Source organism: Pseudarthrobacter sp. NPDC058196 (assembly GCF_042882685.1).
GTDB lineage: Bacteria > Actinomycetota > Actinomycetes > Actinomycetales > Micrococcaceae > Arthrobacter.
In genome coordinates, this window is sequence record NZ_JBHVVN010000001.1 from 517,548 (window position 1) to 535,609 (window position 18,062).

Consider the following 18,062-nt stretch of genomic DNA (forward strand, 5'->3'; position numbering starts at 1 on the left):
AGTCCCGTACGCGTTGAGAAAGCATTGATACTCTGGATTGGGGCGAAAAAGGGGGGAACACAGAAATGGGTCTTAGAAGTCTTTTTCAGCGAAAACCCGTATCCGCGGCACGCACGAGTCCCATTGGGCCGGCAGCCCCAGTCCCGGACGCGCTCACGTCACCGGAGCTCCAGGAGGAACTGCGGGTGGCGTGGGCAGAACTCGTTGAGGCTGCCAAGGCCTCGAAAGTGACAAATTTTCACGCTTGTACGCGCACAGGCCGACATTGGACGGAAGACCCGGTGGCGGTCAGAGCCGTAGCGGGCGCACTCCGTGAATTTCCGGATACCGACAGCCAGCCGACGACGTAGCGGCATGTCGCCCGTGGTTTTTGCAGCTCAGTGGAGCACGGCGGTCAACATTTTCACTAAAGTCGCGTGGCAGTTCGCGCGGTCTTTGGCATGCCGTGAGCGCGACAGGTCCAGCACAGTTCCTGGCTGTGGGTGAAGATGAAGCTTATGACAAAGCGTATCCGCGGAATAACCGTCGTAAGTTACCCGCAGACTCTGTTCGTTTCGGCGATCTATCCCGCGTCCTCATGAGGCAGATGAGGCTCCGGTACTCCGGAGGATGCAGGATGTGCGGTACATCTCTTCCGGCCGGGACGGAAGCGATCTATGAGAGCGAGACAAAGACCGTCCGCTGCTTGGAGTGTGCCACCGAGGCTGCCGAATCCACGTCCCACGACCTCGAACCGGCTTGTGAGGCGTTGCCAGCCAATGAGTCTGGAGTAGCCGGGTCGTCAGCCCGACGCGAGTATGAGCGTCGCAAAGCGAAAGACGAGGAAAAGCTCCGCGAGAAGTGGGGTCCATTCGGCGGCATCGCAGTCGTCCTCTCTGACGAACGCCAAAGCACGAAGTCCTGGGATCGAGGTGCGATTGGCGAGGAACGCCTCGGCGCTCGGCTGGATGCCCTGGCCGCCGATGGCCTGGCCGTCCTTCACGACCGACGCATTCCCGGCTCGAAAGCCAACATCGACCACATTGCCATCACTCGCAGTGGAATCTGGGTCATCGACGCCAAAAGGTACAAGGGACGGCCTGAACTGAAGATCGAGGGTGGCATCTTTCGCCCCCGCGTCGAGAAACTCCTCGTCGGCCGACGGGATTGCACGAAACTGGTCGATGGGGTACTCAAACAGGTCGACGTCGTGCGAGACCTTATCGGGGATGTTCCGGTCACCGGGGCGCTGTGCTTTGTTGATGCCGACTGGCCCCTGATCGGGGGCGCATTCTCGACCCATGGCGTTCATGTACTCGCCGAAACGGCTGGCAAAAGTGCTTGTAGAAGAGCGCGCCGGCGACGTTGACGTGGCGAGGATGCGTGAGACGGTTGCCTCGCGATTCAATTCGGCGTGATATGTCCATCGGAAGTGGATATAACACGCCCACCGCTGCGCAGTACTGGCAGCCAACGCACATATGAATTCCCATCCATGGCCCTGATACTGAGATACTGCGCAAATGGCGAATCCTTCTGATCAAGAGGCAGCTCAAGCGGCAGCAGAGGTCAAGATACATCCGGCAGTGGCCACCTTGATGAATTCGGCTTCCAGATGGATGGACGATGCCCTTAAGGCCTGGGCGGAAGACGATTACGCGAAAGTGGCCGTGCTTGCGCCGTTGGCTGTCGAGCACTTGGGCAAAGCGACCCTTTGGCGGACAAATCCGGTCCTTATTGTTCCACTAAGCCAGGATGCAGAACACTCCCTTATCAGCCTGGCAACCAAACCTGACATTTCGGACCCTCGTCTCCGAACTATCAGTCTCGCGGTGCTGCTCCGACGCCTGGAGCAAATTCTTGGCGTGCTGCCAATCGACAAGAAGAGATGCGGGCGCATGGTGGAAATCCGCAACGGGGCTGTGCATGTCGGGTCCCCGAGCGAGTCCAGACACGTACTGCTGGACTCCTTGGCGCTATGTAAACCGCTTCTGGAACGACTAAAGGAGGATCCCAAGATCTTCTACGGTGATCACTATTGGACCGCACGCTCTCTCCTGGAGGAAAAACTCTCCGAAGCCGGTCACCGAGTCGCCGCAAAACGCGCACGTGCGCGCAATCACCTCAATGCCCTCGAGGCTCGGCTTGGAGAGCTCCTGTTCCGGGAGACCACCGACAAACTTGAGGAGCAGGCTGCGGAACTGCTCGATCCAGAGGACTTCGGGAGCGGCTTCTACGGCGTGGATCAGGCGTGTCCTGAATGTGGTTCAAAAGGACGATTGTTCGGCAGGGTCGAGGGTGATCCGCAAGCCGATTGGGACGTCGAACCACTCGGGAATGGTCTCTATGAACCAGTCTTCGCCGGCGTCGATTGGAAACTTACCTTCCATCCCCAGACCTACGCATGCAATGTGTGCAGGCTGGAACTATTTGCAACAGACGAACTAAGCGAAGGCCACCTGCCCGCCTCCAGCTATGAAATCTCAGAGGAAGACTTGGGCGAAGAAGCCTACGGCAGGCTCATCGAATCAATCGAGTTCGATCACGTCAACTTATAGTGGTGATTGGCCGCACCCAGCAGCTTGCGGTTGTAGCCGCGTGGAAAAGTGCTTCCCGGGCCGCTTTGCAAGCAGATCGCTGAGCCGGGGGATGGTGCCCGCCAGGTGATCGCAGGAAGAAGTCCTCACCAATCCAGGAGCCCTCGACGTTGAACTCTCCAACCCAGCTCGCAACGATGATCCGCTTCTACCTCGAGACCCTCGGTGAGACCAACGCTCACCACCCGTTCGAGCAGCTGTGCCTTGGTCTGACCCGCCGTCGGATCGTCAGCAATGTCATGCCTGCGACGGGGCCGGTCTCAGCCGGCGGCGACGGAGGGCGTGACGCCGAGAGCTTCTGGAGCATTGTGGCCAAGGAGCTGCCGGACACGTCCCTCTTCACGGCTCTCGCCACTGAGGACGCGGTTGTTCTCGCAGTGACTGCGCAGCGCGAAAACGTTCCGTCCAAGATCCGGTCCGATCTGGCGAAGATCTGCGGCAAGGGGGAGCCGGTCGACCGCGTCATCTATTTCACCGTCGCGCCTGTCGACACGGCGAAGAGGCATGAGCTCCAGGCACACGCGCGCGAACTGCATTCGATTGCACTGCAGATCTGGGATGCGCAGGCGATCGCGAACGAGATCGCCAGTGCGGACCTGTTCTACCTCGCCGTCGACTTCCTCCATCTGCCATCCTCCCTCGCGCCCGCGCGTGAAGAGTCCCGTGATGAGCTCCCTGACTGGTATATCGAGGAACGCAATCGCTGGCGAACACCTTCAGACCGCTCGGGCTCGATGGGGGAGTTCATCGACCTGCGGGAAGGCCTTCGGTTCTCCAGCCTGAATCCGGAGGCGCGTGCCGACCTGCCCGACTGGCTCGCTTCGGCGCGGGCACTGAGAGATGAGGCACATAGAAAGAACGGTGTTCTCAACCGCATCGACTACGAAATCGTCCTCGCAAACGGGTTCGGGCTCAACACACTGAAGCCGGTCGACGGGATCCTCCGCGGCTACTTCGGGCAGTTAACCTCCCAAGCATCCGACTCCGGCGTGCTGGTCGACGCCATCACCCTGCTGCGCCTCGTGCAGGCGACGTTGCCGCGAGGCGGGACCACCATCACATCGGATGAAGCGGAAGCATGGACCGAGGACTTGGAGAGGGTGCTTGAAGCAGAGCTGCGTGAAGCGCCGGGGATGAATGCGAAGGCGGGCCTGCTGGCAGCCGGCGCGATCCTCGCTCTCGGTCCCCGGGGCTTCACGCCGGAGGAGCTCGACGAAGTCTCCGGATCTGGTCCGTTGATGTCGGAGATCCACCAGAAACTGAGCGCCGCCAAGCGGGAAGGACGCGGGCTTCCGGGTTTGCCGTCCGACGCGGAGCTGCGCGACCTCGAGGCAGGAATGAAGCATTTGGTCGACCTCGTGGAGACCCTGCCGCAGGCTCCGATGGTACCCCTGGATGAACTCATGTCGATCTTCGATTTCACATCGCCCGCCCTGATCGACCACCCTGACTATCTCAAGGTGCGCCAAGCGCTGGACGATGTAACGATCGAGCGCTCGGGGCGGGCTTCGGCAGGAGATCGGGCGCAAAGTCGCGCCATGGCTCTGCTCCAAGGAGGCCGGGCCTTGGACGCCCTTCGTGAGATTCATTCCGCGAAGTTCAGCTGGCTCAACGGCGACGCTGCCGAGGGCGCGGCCATCATGATGCTGCTCGCGTCGGCCGTATACAGCGATCTCGGACTTCCGCTGGCCGCGAAGCAGTACGCGATGAGCGCGGTATCGGTCGCAAGAATGAGCGGCGGCCCCCATCTCGCCGTACTCGTGGCCCGGGGCATCATCCTGACTGCGACGTACGAGCACCAGGCCGGCCAGTGGCTAACCGCCACCGAAACGTTCAGAATCGGGATCTGGGCACAGGCACAACTAGCGGGTGATCCGTGGAGCTTCGAGCGCTATCCGTACTTTATGGACATGCTGATCGACCAATGCCACATCCTGCGGGCCGCGTCTTCGCTTCGTCCCGGGCTGTTGCCGGCCATCGAAGCCGCGATCCAGTCCACCCAGCTCGACGAACTCGTCGCTCCGATGCTGGCCTCGGTCGCTCACATTGAGCCCCCGGGAGAGGACGAGACCGCCGACGCGGCGGACCGTGGTGGCCTTGGACGGCCCTTCTCCGATGCCGGCCCGGTGCGCGAGTACAGCTGGGCCGCGCTCGGCAACGTGTGGGTCGTGACCGCCCCGAACGATCGGGCCCATGTGCTCGCGGCCGAGAGGTTCGTGGCTGCTGTGCAGATCACCCTCGCTGACCTCGCCGGCGAGGACCTCCTCCTCGTGCCAGGTGAGATCCGCGTCGAGGTCGAAGTCTCGGACCGGCCCATCAAGCCGGGATCAGTGTTCACCGCGGAGTCGGAGCGCGGCCGTGGCGCAGTCGGGCATCTGGTGACCCTCTCCCGTTCGGGAGCCCTGGCACCCGACGCGGACCAGCTGGAGGTCACCTCCGCGGCGCTCCAAGCGATCGTCACCCAGTCGCTCCTCGGGCAACCGGCATTCATCGCCGTGATGGAGCGGACCTTCGAACGCGGGCTTCCGCACATGCTGACCTGCGTGCGTCCCTACGACGACCTCGTCGACGTCCACAAAGACTCGTTCTACGACGAGCTCAGCAGATTGCCAGAGGGTCCCATAGGAGCCGACAGACCGCGGTCACCAAAGCCCGCCACCGGACTGCGCAGGAAGCTTCCGGAACATGCGTCGGCCTACGACCATGCAACGTCCCTTGATGCGATCGCCGCACGATATGAGTCGATGCTGCCACCGGTGCGGCTGACGCTTCCGCTGCTTGCCGCCGATCCGGCGTTCATGGAACTCGTGGCATCGCTGCGCGCCCAAGGGTGGAAGGACTGGCACCTTCTCATCGCCGTCGTCAACATCGTGATCAATGGTCGGGCAGCGCAGCGCGGCCTGAATATGACCTCCCCGATCAGCCAGGCCGACGTCGAACGATTCCGTTTGCTCATGCAGGAGGAGGAGCGCGCGGAAGACCCGAAGCCGCCGCTGAAGATTTTTACTGAGGACGCGATGTGGTTTCACCTCGCGAACGCCGCGCTCACCACCGTACGTCAGTGGGGACTGGAGGTGCGCCTCAACCGCGTGGTCCCGCGATCGTTCCTGGGACTCCTGGGCGACCGCTTCAACTATTGGGACGACGACGTTGACCATGCCCCGATCTTCACGACGCCGCGCTGATCTTCCTGTCGCATGCGTCTCCTGTTCCGGCCAGACCCTGTTCAGCCCGTCAGCTACTGACAGCTGTGCGGGTGGCCGGCTGTTGGGAGCGACGCTCGTGATGTGCCTGCAGAAATCGACGCCAGCCGCCTTTTGCTCATGCCGTTCGCCACGAACCGGACCAGCGGCTCGGCATCGTTCGTCAGCACGTCCAGAACCTCATCGGGCGTGTCAGGATTCAGTGCAACGAGCAATGCCAAGTCGACGCTGCGTGCCGCCAGATTAAGAAGTACACCGGCAGGCGTAGCGCCGTTGAAGGCGACTGCCTGAAGAACAAGCTCGTCGCTGTCTTCGGCGAGGGAAGCGAGCAGGGTTGCCGGCGAGTGGGGATTCGCAGCCACGGCTCGTCGCACCTGTGTGCTTCGTCGTTCTCCGCCGAGGAAGGAGAGGATGTCCGCGTCTGCGTTCGGGTCAAAGGCCACCAGCAGCCGCACTTGGGCCCGGCTGTTCGCAGCCATTTCAAGGAGCATGGCGCGGTTTGTCGCTGTCGGGGCTTGTTTCTGGTTGAATTCGGCAACGGCATCATGGAACGATTCACCCCGGCGGTGGAACACCTCTCGTGCTCCAGGATTCGCTAATGCAATTTCCCGCACCTCTTGTGATTCGTCATTCAGCAGGTGCTCCAGTACGTCGAGAGGGAGATTGGCCCGGTCCGCTATTCCCTGACGCACCTCGGGCGACGCATCATGCGATAGTGCAATGATCGCCGCCGGCGGGGTCGACTCATTCCCTGAAACCCGTGTTCGGACGTACTCGTCCGGGTCCGTCGAGAGCGCCTCCAGAGCGTCGGCCGACGTGCGAGGGTTTGCCGCGACGGCCGCGCGGATACCGCTGTCCGCGACGCGGGCGAGCCTGGTCAGCACAGCGGGCGGTGTTCGCTCGTGACTCGCTGCAACTTCGCGGACATCGGGGTCCCGATGACGGCTCTTGGACAGACGGACCAGAGCCTCCTCGATCACGCCCCCCGGTACCTCCGAAGACGCCAGATCGATAACCGCGGCGAGCAAACCAGGAAGACGCCAGTCCGGCGCGTCGTGCAAAACCGAGGCCGCCGTATCAGCGATGAGCTCCGTGGGCGTGCTCGGGTTCTGAAGAACCTCAAGGCGCACCTCCCACTCCGGGTCAGCTGCAAGAGCAACCATAGCGCTATGGGGGAGCCGTTCATGCCGTGCGACGGCGCGACGGACATCGAAGTCGTTATCTGCGGCCAGCCGCACGAGCACGTCGAGCGGAAGGTCATCAAGCTCCGTAAGGGACACCCGTGAACCTGCATCCCGGCTCTTGAGCATCTTCTCGATCACTAAGCTCCGGTCCTCGGTGCTGAGCGTCGGATTCGCCAACAGGTGCGTTCGGATTGCCGGCGAAGGGCTGGCAAGAAGCTGTGCCAGCACGTCAGGGGGAGTGGACCGGTGCGACGCAAGAACCTGGAGCACTTCGTCGTTGTACCGTGCCCGGTCCTGACGATCCATGTACTTGTAATCGCTCGACCCGTGTGTGCGGAACCGCAGCCGCGCGTCTCGTGAAGTCCCGAGTTCAGTAAGCAAGGGTGCAAGATGGTCGTCGACCTGGTGCACCGTCCGGTAGAGGGCGCGCCAGCGGATGGCGGGGTCAGGATCCTGCAGCAGGGTGTCACGTATTCCGTGATGATCGACAGGTCGTTGCCATGCTGCCGCTCTCCGCAGCTGCGCCGGACGGTCGGCGCTCATCAGATCCGATGCGATGTCATTCGGCAGTCCTGCCCGGAGCCATGCAGGCACCTCGAGCCGGCGTTTCGTCTGCATACCCCAGCGCCAGCTCGCGTCCGGAATCGGCAGTCTAGTTGCCCATATCGCTGACGCGCCGTTGATCATCATGATGAAGTTGCAGAGCCACGTTGCGTCCGACGTCGGGCTGCCAGGGGCCCTGTCGATGCTCATGATGGTGCCCGCCGGAGCGGGCATCCCAGAAGGGCGCGCTCCTGACTGAGACGACAGGACGACCGCTCCGTCGTTCGAGCGCGCCGTCCACTGCACGCTGGCGTCCGGATCCGACGCCAGGGCTTTGATGACTTCATGCTTCGCACCTGGATTCGCGGCGACAGCGCGGCGGACCGCGACGCTCTTGTCGTGCGCAAGAGTCAGCAGGATGTCAGCAGGTGCCGCTTCGTTCATCGCAACGCCTTTGCGGACACTCCATGCGCGGTCCGCGGCAAGCGCACGCACCGTTGCCTCTGGTGTGACAGTGTTGCGCCCGACTCGGCTCCGGATGCTTGGGTCCTTGCTCAGGGCCAGTTTGTCCAGCTTCTCAAAGTGCGTGTGTCGATTCTCGGCGAGGATCTGGTGTCTGTGGCGCTCGGGCACCGGCTCCTTGAGCGCGATCTGCTGGTTTCCGGTGGCGCGCACAAAGCCTTCCCGCAAGGAGGGAAGGAGCATCTCCGGGTCCCCGGAAAGCAGCCGTGTGAGGCTCCACGTCGGCATCAGCCCCTGGCGTGGAAGCCAGATCCCGACCTTGCGGATGCCGAAACGGTCGTCGAGGTCGAGCATGACGTATCCGAGGAGCTGCAACAGGAAGCCGCGTAGCTCGGACACGCTGAGCCGGTTGTACACCTTGCAGTCGATCAGGGTGTCGCCGATGATCCAATCAGCGTCCGCACCGCCCACGAGCTCCGATCCCGCGAAACAGGGATTCGACGCAAAACCTGTTCCGTCTGCAATCTCGCCGCACCACTCCTCAAGTTGCATCCGGCCCGCCTCGACGAGAGAACCGATGTCGGCCAGCATCATCGGGCTGACCTGGTCCGCGAAAGATGGCCCGTCGCTGGCATTGTCCAGCAGCTTCCCGGTTCTGCCGCTCAGCGCCCGTGCCCCGGATCGCAGGACTCGCTCGCAATGGGCAAGAAGGACTGAGGCCCGGTCAAGATCAGTATCATTCGCCGGATGGCGCAGCAATGCCTGCGCGACGTCAAACGACTCAGCGAGCACCGCAACCCGATGGTGACCATTCTCGACCCAGGAAGCGTATTCGGCTGCCCGGGCTATACCTGCCGCAGCGGCTGATTGCCGCGGATCGAAACCACCGAGTTCGATCCGTGCACGGAAATCGAAGGCAGTGCCAGAAAGGGTGCCATCAACTCCGGCGGCCCGCGGGATAACGACATCCGCGTCAACGAGCGCGGTGAGGCCAAGTTCGGCGGCGGCAATCCGCGCGCCGCCCGTGTTGCCGGCCGAGGCCTCAAGGCGCGGTGAGACCCGCTCGAGGTAGGCCCGCGCCGGCGAGCCGGAATCCTGCAAACAGTCAGTGAGGCTCAACTCTGGTCACGCTCAAAGAAACTTGGCCTTTGGTTCATGCCCTTAGCGTACGTCGACCCTCCGACACGAGAAGGTCAGGCCGGCTGACGTATCTTGTCGCTCTCTTCTTCCTCGGGCCACTGCCCTCTGGATACTGACCTGCAGATGTTCCTGGACTCTAAGATGAAACCGTGACGATTCCGGACATCGGTGTGCTTACTCTTTCAGAGCTGCTCCAACTGCAATCGCGAATTGGACAGGAGATTGTTCGTCGCGGTGTCTCCCGGACATCCGGCAGTATTCAAGGTGAAATCGGCGAAGCCCTGGCACTGGCGGTCTACGGTGGTGTACTCGCGCCCCCTGGGACGAAGGGATACGACCTGACTGACGCACAGGGCCGCAAAATCCAGGTGAAAACGCGCACTCTGCCGAAGGGCGTGCACCGCATATTCCAGTTTGACTCTGCGCTCGTTGACTCAATCGATTTCGATCTCGCGCTGTGCATCCGATTCGACCGCGAAACGAATGCGTTGGATTGGGCGCGGGAGTACCCGCGGGAAGAGCTCTTAGGGCTCGTGAGCCCACACAAAGAGGGACCTCGGCTTCCGACAGGTCGAGCGCTTAAGCACGGAACGGACGTGACGGCGAAGTTCAGGCTGGCTTATGAGGCACTCTGTGGCATGGAGGGTTGACCTAGCACCCCGGCGTTCAGCACGTTGCCCGCGCGAATGCGGAATGGCCCCTTCGCTTACGGTTGGAGGTCACCAAGCACACATCGAGAATCGCTGTCGAGGGGATCAATGCTTTGAGTTGTTGAGCGTCCGGCACAAGGTGGCCCCGGCGTGCTAGCCTCCGTGTTTCAGGGGTAGTTTGATCTTGTCTTTCATCAACGCTCCGAGGGCGGAAAAGGCGACGGCCGCGAAGACTGGCTTGCCCTTGTCCCATGCTTCCGATCCGGCTTCCGCCAAAGCATTCTTCCACTGTTGCCACTCCCGGATGGCGATGCGCCACTGAGTCGGGTCCACTGAATCCCAATCGACTTCTATGCTCAACGCCTCATAGAAACGTTTTATGAGACTCCGCGTATCGTCGATGGACCTGATGACAGCAGGTAGACCCTTTGCGTGGAGAATGGCATTTTGATTTGCCAGTTCGGCAGCGGCGTCCATGCGCTGCATGAGCACCGAGAGGCCTTCATGCAGCTTGACCTGATCGTCCTGGCGTGAAGCATCGAGGGACAGTCGCCTCGTGTTCACGCGTTTGGGTTCGATTGCAGCGTAATAGTCCAATTCCAGGACGGCGAGCTCATCCAATGCCGTGGTGCATCGAACGATGACCCCAAGCCACTGCTGGACTTCTCGTTTGGCCTCCGGTAGGCGGCCATTGAGATCACCGATGCACTTGTGTTGCGCAAGGTCATCGGCGATGCCGCCCAGTTTCAAAAAAGCTTTAGACCGCACCTTCCTGATTTCCAGGGATACGCCAGAGAGATTCGACCAAGTGTGAGCGTCGATAGTTCCCTCGATCTCCCGATCAAGGAGGGCCGCATGAATCTCGCCCTCGATGCCGGCAAGGTCACCCAGGATTTCGTCCCGCTGCCCGCGAAGAATCTGGTCCAGCTTCTGGTCAATCGTTTCCAAGAGTTGCCGCAGTTGCGCCGCCTCCTGCTGTCGCGCGGCCTGCGACAGGGCACCTGCGACTCCCGAGAGGATGGCAGGATTTGCCACTTTTGCACCGGCGGTTGTGTCGATCCTGAGCCACTTCTTGATGGAGCCGCGAGTGCCAGCCACCGCGTACGCAACTCCAGGCACACCGCTGTCCGTGAGCCCGAACTCCTTCATATCCTCCGCCGACTCCGGCGTAAGCTTCACCCATAGACCCGAATTCGCGACGGACTCCGAGACTGTACTAAAAATTTCTGCTGACGATCGAAGAACGGGGCCTAGCGATTGGGAGGTAAACTCCCGGGCCTTTCCGAGCAGGCCTCTCGCCCGCAAGAATTGTTCAACGGTGCGCCGATCATCGCCGATGACCAGCAGATTTTCGCCATCGCTGATCAATTCGACCTCTCCAGGCATCTCGGATTCTTCTTCAGGCTCTGGACACATAAATGAAGCGTACTGGCACTGCCGACATATAGGCCTGCCCCGCGTGCTGGCTGAGGTTCCGAGGTCCGCTGTCGAAGCTTCCGCCCCCGGCTTATGACATAGGGTGTTGCAGTGTCTGATTTGCTCTCGACGTAGTTGCCCGTGTTCGGACCCAGCACACCTTCCGCGGAAGGGGATTCAGCGGCGTCGCACTACAAGGACGCGCTGATGACACGACAATTCGGCCTCAACAGAAACTAATCAATCGATGACACCACGTCCACGCCGTGCCTGGCAGGCGGCAGCAAAAGCCAAGCAGGAGTCCAAGGAATTGGGGGAGCTGCACGCGGTTGAACCAGCGTCGCGTCGCAGCGATGGTTCACCCAAGGTAGGCCCGGGCCAGGTTTACGCGGTGAGCTCGGGAAAGGTCTATCACCGGGCCTGGTGTAACTCAGTGGGCAATGTCTGGGACGAAAACCCCAAACGGCTCCTGATCGTCGAGGAGTCCGGTGTTGGCGGCCGGAAGGCATGCAAAGCCTGCGACGAACCACTGCAGGCCTGACTTCGTACATTTGGCGGCTAGCCAGAACACTAAGATCTTGCCGCTTCGTAGGCGGCTTCCTGGATGCCCCTGACTATCTCGCTGGTGCAGCGTCCATTCCGGGTGGCTTGTTCTAGCAGTTCCGTGAGGGCGGAAACACGACAATGCTACGGTCCGGGATGGGGCTGGACGGCGGCTAGTATCCAAGGATGGTCAAACAGATGAGGGACGCGGCCTTCAAAGCTGAGCAGTTCGCCGGTGTGCACCTTCCACACGTCACCGCGGTGAACCAGTTGGTCGAGTCCCTCCGGGAGCCTGAGCCTTCGACCGGCCGCGGGTGGGTGCCGTACGTCGCGCCTCTTCATGGGGGCTCGGAGGCCAGGATCCTGAGCATTTTGCGTGATCCCGGGCCGATGACGCACGAGACCATGGGCTCCGGAATGCTGTGCGTGGAGAACGACGACGATTCCGCAGCCCTCCAATGCCAACTGCTCGCCTCGGTGGCCCTGACGCCTGCTGACCTGACCCCTTGAAACGCCTACCCGTGGTACCGCCACGATCAGTCCAGCGGTCTGAGGAGCCCGCAGATCACGGAAGGGCTGAACCCTTTGGCCCGGTTGATCGACTTGATGCCAAAGCTCGAAGTCGTACTCCTCCAAGGCGGCGAAGCGCAGACCCTGTGGAAGCGGTTCGCTCGCAAACACCCCCGTGTCGCTGCCCGATATGCAGTAGTGGAAACTTATCACCCTGGAAGGACTGCGCTTAGAGATCCTGATCCGGCAGTTCGGGAAGCTCGGGCCAACCGCCGTTTCGAAGCTTTTCGCGAGGTCCGTCAGATTCTGGGCTCCGGGCAGGATGGCCGCTAGATAGGGGGACATGTGCAGCCATTTATCCATGCCTTCCACGAAGCCATCTGACTTCGGATACGGCAGAGCCAAGCCGCTAGTTGGGCTTTTCGGCCGGCCGGTAACTGTTACCAAAGGCGACCAAGGAGCTCTGGAGCAGCGGTAGGTTGCCGAGCATGTCCACGGGCCGGGGGCCAGCCGGCGCAGGCAATGGGCTGACCATCCAGGCGGCGAACACGTTATGAGGAATCTTCAGGCTCATCGCCTGGTCAAAGAGGCGCAGCACAGGTTCGTGGAAGAGCCCATCTTTGAGCTGGAAGCGCGGGCAGAAGGTTCCTTCGCCGATGAATACCCGAACTGCCCGGCGCATGGCCTCCGGGTCGCCGAGGGATTGGAAATGCGTCTCCAGGTCTGCCGCTGTCGGCAGGGTGAATTCTTCGCGGATGCTGTTCCAGACATGCTCCGGGACAGCCGGCCAAAACCGCTCAGCCAACACACTCGACGCAGTAGGCATGGCCGTCCTTCTCGCTCGCCTTTTGCGAACGGTGGCGGACCAGGAAGCAGGACCAGCAGGTGAACTCATCGTCAGCCTGCGGGATGACCTGGACGACCAGCTCTTCGGCAATGAACTCCCCGCCAGGGGTCAGGCCGTCCAAGGCGTCTGCCTCGTCGAGCTCCTGAACCACGGACTTCGCATCCGGGGCTTTGGCGGACTTCAGGGCCTCCAGGGAGTTTTCCTGGGATTCCTTGACGTCGGTGCGCAGTTCATCGTAATCGGTTGCCACGGAGGTGCATCTCTTCTCTGTTGATGGGGATTACCGATCCTGCTACGTACAGGACACAGAAAGAATTCCATAAAAAAGCGGCTGCATGGGCACACAATCAGAACCCCAGGGAACATGGGCATTGCCGAGAGTCAGTCGGCCACTTGGGGTTTCAATATCAGGAAGTGACACCTAGTCTGGGACACAGCCGATGGCCGCGACATTTGAGGACCCAACCACCGGTTCGTGCGTCTTATAACTCTGGTCTTTGGGGGAAACTTGAGTGATCCGGAATACCCGCAGCAGCAACAGCCGCGCGTCTTCGATACTTCGTTCAATTACATGACCGACACCCCTCCAGGGACTGACCCGGACAGTGGCAGTCCGAATCTCCGGGCGGACCACGAGCTGCTGTGGACCAAGGAGCTGCGACCCGGCGTCGTCTTCGAACCGACCGCGCCGCCGAAGCGTGGGGACGGCTACCTCATCTTCACTGACCCCTCCGAGACGAGGCATTGGTACGGCAGTGACGCCATCACGAGCTCATACAGCCCACCCCGGTCACGTACGGCGTCTCTGGCGAACGCCATCGCCTCGCTGAACGAGGACGAGGGGTCCCGCTACCTGAATCCGCCGTACACCATCGGCAGCGCGATGATCTGGCCCGTCAGGAAGAAGGACCGACCCACGATGAACCAGGCCCGGGGGTTCAGGTCGCTCATCGCCGACCGGATGGATCTGACCCTGGAGTGCATCCGGCGTCATTACGCAGGAGAACCGGAGAGCCCTCTGGCCGATGTCATCAACGCGTACGCGGACTTCTTTGCGCTCTTCGACGGGTTCAAGGAGTTTGTGGAGTTCTTCCACTTTCAAGACCTCGTGACACCCGACTACGAAGAGGTTCGGTTCTACCTTCCCTTCGACAACTTCAAGCGTTCCGGGATGCCGGCCACAAAAGACGAGTACGTAACGTACAGGGAGGCCACGCTGGAGTTCATCTCGGCACGGAACCGTCGGATGGCCGCCTGGGTCATGGAGAACCACCCCGGGATTGAGGTTCGCCATACAGACTGACTACCCAGCGACGTCGCAGGGTCAGTCAGGGTCATAGTCTGCGCATTGAAGCCATAGGGGGATTCATGGAACTACCAGCCATCCTGAAAGAAGAGAACGTCGAAGCCGCAGCCGAACTGCTCCGGCGCTACTACCTTGAACCGTCCAGAAAGACGGGGCTGCTCAGTACCGGCAGTTACTTTGATGAATGGGCGAACCGCGGCGACAACCCGCAGGTGAGGGACAGGATCACCGACAGCGACGCTGTCGCCGTGTCCATGCTCAGCGTCAAAGTGCCGGCCCAGGCCATCATCGGACTGCAGGAGGAGCTGTTGGCGGGGAAAATACAGGATCTCCTGGCTGATATACCCACCGACGTGAAGATGAGCGACCTCACGGTCGCGGAAGCGGAAGCCACTCTCGGGGAGGGCAGCCCCGCATGGCTGCTCTGGCAGGAGCTGAGACGCACACCCAAAACGCGCTGGGATGTCGGGGCCACCACAGCCAGCAAGATCATGGCGAGGAAGCGACCGCATCTCATCCCCATCTGGGACAAAGTAATTGGGGCAGTCGTGGGCAAAGACACCTCTGAAGGCCAATGGCTGAATTGGCACAACCTCTTCATGGAAGACCACGACCTTGCTGGACGATTGGGGCGCATTCAAAAGCTTTCTACGGTCCATACACCCATTTCCGAACTGCGCATCATGGACGCCATCCTGTGGCGCTACGGCAAGGACCATGGCATCAAGGGCGGGCGAGCCGGCAAACTCGGAATCACCGGCTGAAGCACAGCGAAGCCACGACAACCCTGGTCGAATCTCGCAACCGCCCGCGCCAGCTTCGCAGCCCGCCGATGTCGTCCGATGAAGGAATAGCTACGAGTTCGGAGCTTCGTACGAGTACGGAAACGAGCCCCCGACGCGACCGGACAATGCAGTCAGTTCTGCCTCTGTTTCCCTGAACCGGATCACGTGTGGGCCCAATGTGTTGACCCCCTCCGGTCCCTTCACCACGAGGGTTCGCGCTATGGTCCTGCCCAGTTGGTCCAATTCCTGGTTGAGTCGCCGCCACTCTGCCTGCTCGGATTTGGAGCGATTCATGGCTTCAGGGTCCCTGTCGCATTGCGTGCATCGTCCCCTCGGGCCCACATCAGCCATCATGGTTACGTAGATACCTCTTTGGGCCGCCCGCCACTGACCATCCATGATCGAGCACCACTGAGTGTGGAACAGTTTCCCGGTTCGAGTGACGTACACCTGTCCGTCACCTGCCACAGGTGACCCGTCGTCACGGTGGCTTTGCGGCTCAACGCGAACGAGCGGACGTTCCTTTGCGCGGTGCTCGGCTTTCGCTTCTTCTTTGAGTCGCAGCCTCTCTGCCCGCTTCTCCGCCCGCTCCAATTTGGAGCGCTTCTTCCCTTCAGGGTCCTGGTCGCATTGCGGGCAACGTCCCCGCAGGCCCACGTCCGCAATCATGGTCACGTAGATGCCTCCATTGACGGCCCGCCAGTGACCGTCCATGATCGAGCACCATTGAGTGTGGAACAGCTTGCCCGACCGGGTCACATACGCCTGACCTTCACCTGCGATGGGCGACCCGTCCTCGCGGTGGCTTTGCGGCTCAACGCGGACGAGCGGACGTTTCTTTTGCGCCCCGTGGTCGGCTTTCACTTCTTCGTGTGTGGTGCTCACAACCCGTTCCTTCTGCCAAGACCTCTGCCATATCCTTCCATGATGGGGAGGTCCACCTCCACCCTGCCATCGAAGGGTTGACGGGCAAGCTCGCCGAGTCCAGTACCCCTCACACGATAACGGGCAGCGCGCCGTTACTCTCCGTTCCTTGGAGCCGCTTGAAGCGGCAAGTCCTTCTAATACGTCGGTTTGGTCGTGCTACCGGTAGGCTGCGGATCAGCACGAATCCGGTGAAGACCCGACGACACACAATTTCGCGCTGATACCTTGGAAAAATGGCAAATGGCCGGTTATTGAACATGTCCAGGGGGAACATGACGGAATGGAAGCCAGGCTGGTGGGCGCGAGCGTTTAGGGGCGCGGGGTCATGGTGGCTGTCGATAGGCGAGGGCCGTCTGCAAGTCCGCGGGATCCCCCGAGAGGTCGATGCCGATGTACAGGATGTTCACCGCGTCGCTGTCGATGAGGGTTCAAGACAGCTCATCATCACGCACGTCAGTAGAACAGAATCGGTGCTCAACGGGCTTTCTCGACGCGCGTTGCGCGAGGTCGCCGCTGCGTACCACTTCGAGCTCGACGAGCGACGGCATCTCGCCGCCCTACTATCCAAAGCTGAGGAACAGGGCGAGGCGGCACGCCAGTGGTGGTCCCGGGTCCGGAAAGTGATGGACCGACCAAGGTGGGCGGACCAGGACACGATCGCCACGCTCGAAGGCTCCCGTCCAGACGTAGCTGTGTGGTTGGCTGCCGACAGCGATTCGAGGCTCTCCGGGCTTCCCGAGGATAAACGCGAGGACCAGCGTGAAGCGGTCGACGCTTGCCGTACCACTGACCTATCTGCGTGGACTGTCCAGCGGAATGAAGCATTCCTGGAGTGGGAGAAAAATGAGTTGGCGGACTTCTTCCGCACGGTCGAGAAGTCGCCGTTGACGGAAGAGCAGACGAGGGCGACGGTCTGCTTCGACAACAGGGTCCGCGTTATCGCGGCCGCGGGCTCGGGGAAGACCTCGACGATGGTGGCGCGCGCCGGTTACGCGATCCAGCGCGGCATCGCAGAGCCGACCGAGATTCTTGCACTTGCTTTCAACAAAAAGGCAGCCGGCGAACTCTCGGACCGTCTCGTGTCCCGCCTCGGCAATGATGGTGCCGGCGTGGCGTCGAGCACGTTCCATGCCTTCGGGCTGCGTATCATCGGCGAGGCCACTGACCGCAAGCCGTCCCTTCCCGACGACCTGACCGCGGACAACGGGATCGGGCGGCTCGCGAGGATCGTGGATGTCCTCCGCGACCAGGACCAGGCCTTCCGGCGGGACTGGGACCTCTTCCGGCTCGTTTTCGGCCGGCAGCTTCCGGATCTCGGTGATGAAGCCGATCCTGAGAAGTCGGACAGGAACACAGGTACCAGCGGCTTCGGTACTCTCGCAGGGGAGATCGTCAAGAGCCAGGAAGAGGTGATGATCGCCAACTGGCTCTTCCTGAACGGTGTCCGCTACCAATACGAACGTCCCTACGCGCATGACGTCGCGGACGCACACCACCGGCAGTACCAGCCCGACTTCTACTACCCGGACATCGATGTGTGGCATGAGCACTGGGCGCTCGGTCCCGACGGCACCCCGCCGCCCCACTTTGACGGGTATGCCGAGAGTATGCAGTGGCGGCGTCACACTCACGTCCGTTACGGCACTCGACTGATCGAGACAACTTCGGCGACCATCCGGGACGGGTCCGGGTTCGAGCACCTCGAGCAGGAGCTGCGCCGGCACGGAATCCAGCTAAACGAAGACCCTTACCGGGAAGCAGCCGGGGAGCCACCGATCAGCGACCAGGCGATGCTGGCGCTGACGCGGTCCTTCATGTCACACGCGAAGGGCAACCGACTCACCCCTGATCTGCTGGCGGAGCGGGCCGGCCGGACTTTGCGGGCCAGGCTCTTCACTCGCCTGTACGGCGTCATCCTCGCCGAGTGGGACAGCCAGCTCTGCGCTGCGGGCCAGATCGATTTCTAGGAC

14 protein-coding genes are annotated in these 18,062 nt (G+C 61.6%); 9 read left to right on the forward strand and 5 right to left on the reverse strand.

Translation table 11 applies throughout. From position 1 onward, the window contains the following. Nucleotides 1-616 precede the first annotated feature (616 nt). The 3 genes from ACFVVC_RS02430 to ACFVVC_RS02440 all read left to right on the forward strand — a co-directional run bounded on the left by ACFVVC_RS02430 (nt 617) and on the right by ACFVVC_RS02440 (nt 5,761). On the forward strand, nt 617-1,348 hold the full coding sequence (locus ACFVVC_RS02430) for a nuclease-related domain-containing protein (protein ID WP_387448688.1): 732 nt from the start codon (nt 617-619) through the stop codon (nt 1,346-1,348). Nucleotides 1,349-1,502: 154 nt separating this feature from the next. Continuing rightward, the gene (locus tag ACFVVC_RS02435) at nt 1,503-2,537 is read left to right on the forward strand and encodes a hypothetical protein (RefSeq protein ID WP_387448691.1); all 1,035 of its coding nucleotides are present in this window, start codon (nt 1,503-1,505) and stop codon (nt 2,535-2,537) included. Between the two features lie 149 nt (nt 2,538-2,686). After that, the gene (locus ACFVVC_RS02440; RefSeq protein ID WP_387448693.1) at nt 2,687-5,761 is read left to right on the forward strand and encodes a hypothetical protein; all 3,075 of its coding nucleotides are present in this window, start codon (nt 2,687-2,689) and stop codon (nt 5,759-5,761) included. A 53-nt stretch (nt 5,762-5,814) separates the two neighbouring features. Here ACFVVC_RS02440 and ACFVVC_RS02445 read toward each other — a convergent pair whose 3' ends face one another. After that, complete coding sequence (locus ACFVVC_RS02445) at nt 5,815-9,087, reverse strand: hypothetical protein (protein ID WP_387448696.1); 3,273 nt, start codon at nt 9,085-9,087, stop codon at nt 5,815-5,817. A 170-nt stretch (nt 9,088-9,257) separates the two neighbouring features. Between ACFVVC_RS02445 and ACFVVC_RS02450 the strand changes: the two genes are divergently transcribed. Then, a complete protein-coding gene (locus ACFVVC_RS02450) occupies nt 9,258-9,758 on the forward strand; it encodes a DUF6998 domain-containing protein (RefSeq protein ID WP_387448698.1) in 501 nt (166 codons plus the stop codon). A 153-nt stretch (nt 9,759-9,911) separates the two neighbouring features. Here ACFVVC_RS02450 and ACFVVC_RS02455 read toward each other — a convergent pair whose 3' ends face one another. Then, nucleotides 9,912-11,144 (reverse strand): hypothetical protein, encoded by a 1,233-nt coding sequence (locus tag ACFVVC_RS02455; protein WP_387448701.1) that lies wholly within the window; start codon nt 11,142-11,144, stop codon nt 9,912-9,914. A 277-nt stretch (nt 11,145-11,421) separates the two neighbouring features. Here ACFVVC_RS02455 and ACFVVC_RS02460 point away from each other — a divergent pair, with 277 nt between their 5' ends. Continuing rightward, a complete protein-coding gene (locus ACFVVC_RS02460; RefSeq protein WP_387448704.1) occupies nt 11,422-11,715 on the forward strand; it encodes a hypothetical protein in 294 nt (97 codons plus the stop codon). 188 nt (nt 11,716-11,903) lie between these two features. Then, complete coding sequence (locus tag ACFVVC_RS02465) at nt 11,904-12,227, forward strand: hypothetical protein (protein ID WP_387448706.1); 324 nt, start codon at nt 11,904-11,906, stop codon at nt 12,225-12,227. Nucleotides 12,228-12,636: 409 nt separating this feature from the next. Here ACFVVC_RS02465 and ACFVVC_RS02470 read toward each other — a convergent pair whose 3' ends face one another. Together ACFVVC_RS02470 and ACFVVC_RS02475 are read right to left on the reverse strand one after the other, a co-directional pair. Continuing rightward, nucleotides 12,637-13,053: a hypothetical protein gene (locus ACFVVC_RS02470; RefSeq protein ID WP_387448709.1), complete on the reverse strand. Its 417-nt coding sequence runs from the start codon at nt 13,051-13,053 to the stop codon at nt 12,637-12,639. Continuing rightward, nucleotides 13,025-13,324: a DUF4193 domain-containing protein gene (locus ACFVVC_RS02475; RefSeq protein WP_314191776.1), complete on the reverse strand. Its 300-nt coding sequence runs from the start codon at nt 13,322-13,324 to the stop codon at nt 13,025-13,027. Before ACFVVC_RS02475 ends, ACFVVC_RS02470 begins: the two co-directional genes overlap by 29 nt. Nucleotides 13,325-13,582: 258 nt before the next feature. Between ACFVVC_RS02475 and ACFVVC_RS02480 the strand changes: the two genes are divergently transcribed. Together ACFVVC_RS02480 and ACFVVC_RS02485 are read left to right on the forward strand one after the other, a co-directional pair. Further along, nucleotides 13,583-14,377 (forward strand): DUF6994 family protein, encoded by a 795-nt coding sequence (locus tag ACFVVC_RS02480; RefSeq protein WP_387448712.1) that lies wholly within the window; start codon nt 13,583-13,585, stop codon nt 14,375-14,377. 65 nt (nt 14,378-14,442) lie between these two features. Continuing rightward, nucleotides 14,443-15,144 (forward strand): DUF6308 family protein, encoded by a 702-nt coding sequence (locus ACFVVC_RS02485; RefSeq protein ID WP_387448715.1) that lies wholly within the window; start codon nt 14,443-14,445, stop codon nt 15,142-15,144. A 90-nt stretch (nt 15,145-15,234) separates the two neighbouring features. On the opposite strand, the gene ACFVVC_RS02490 is transcribed toward ACFVVC_RS02485, so the two are convergent. Continuing rightward, nucleotides 15,235-16,050, reverse strand: coding sequence for a hypothetical protein (locus ACFVVC_RS02490; RefSeq protein ID WP_387448718.1), 816 nt, complete (start codon nt 16,048-16,050; stop codon nt 15,235-15,237). A 512-nt stretch (nt 16,051-16,562) separates the two neighbouring features. Here ACFVVC_RS02490 and ACFVVC_RS02495 point away from each other — a divergent pair. Further along, complete coding sequence (locus ACFVVC_RS02495) at nt 16,563-18,059, forward strand: UvrD-helicase domain-containing protein (RefSeq protein WP_387448720.1); 1,497 nt, start codon at nt 16,563-16,565, stop codon at nt 18,057-18,059. Nucleotides 18,060-18,062 lie beyond the last annotated feature (3 nt).

What these genes read in the sequence shown, in the direction of transcription:
- ACFVVC_RS02430 (WP_387448688.1), top strand. Translation starts at nt 617, where the DNA reads ATGTGCGGTACATCTCTTCCGGCCGGGACGGAAGCGATCTATGAGAGC.
- ACFVVC_RS02435 (WP_387448691.1), top strand. Translation starts at nt 1,503, where the DNA reads ATGGCGAATCCTTCTGATCAAGAGGCAGCTCAAGCGGCAGCAGAGGTC.
- ACFVVC_RS02455 (WP_387448701.1), bottom strand. Translation starts at nt 11,144, where the DNA reads ATGCCTGGAGAGGTCGAATTGATCAGCGATGGCGAAAATCTGCTGGTC.
- ACFVVC_RS02460 (WP_387448704.1), top strand. Translation starts at nt 11,422, where the DNA reads ATGACACCACGTCCACGCCGTGCCTGGCAGGCGGCAGCAAAAGCCAAG.
- ACFVVC_RS02465 (WP_387448706.1), top strand. Translation starts at nt 11,904, where the DNA reads ATGGTCAAACAGATGAGGGACGCGGCCTTCAAAGCTGAGCAGTTCGCC.
- ACFVVC_RS02470 (WP_387448709.1), bottom strand. Translation starts at nt 13,053, where the DNA reads ATGCCTACTGCGTCGAGTGTGTTGGCTGAGCGGTTTTGGCCGGCTGTC.
- ACFVVC_RS02485 (WP_387448715.1), top strand. Translation starts at nt 14,443, where the DNA reads ATGGAACTACCAGCCATCCTGAAAGAAGAGAACGTCGAAGCCGCAGCC.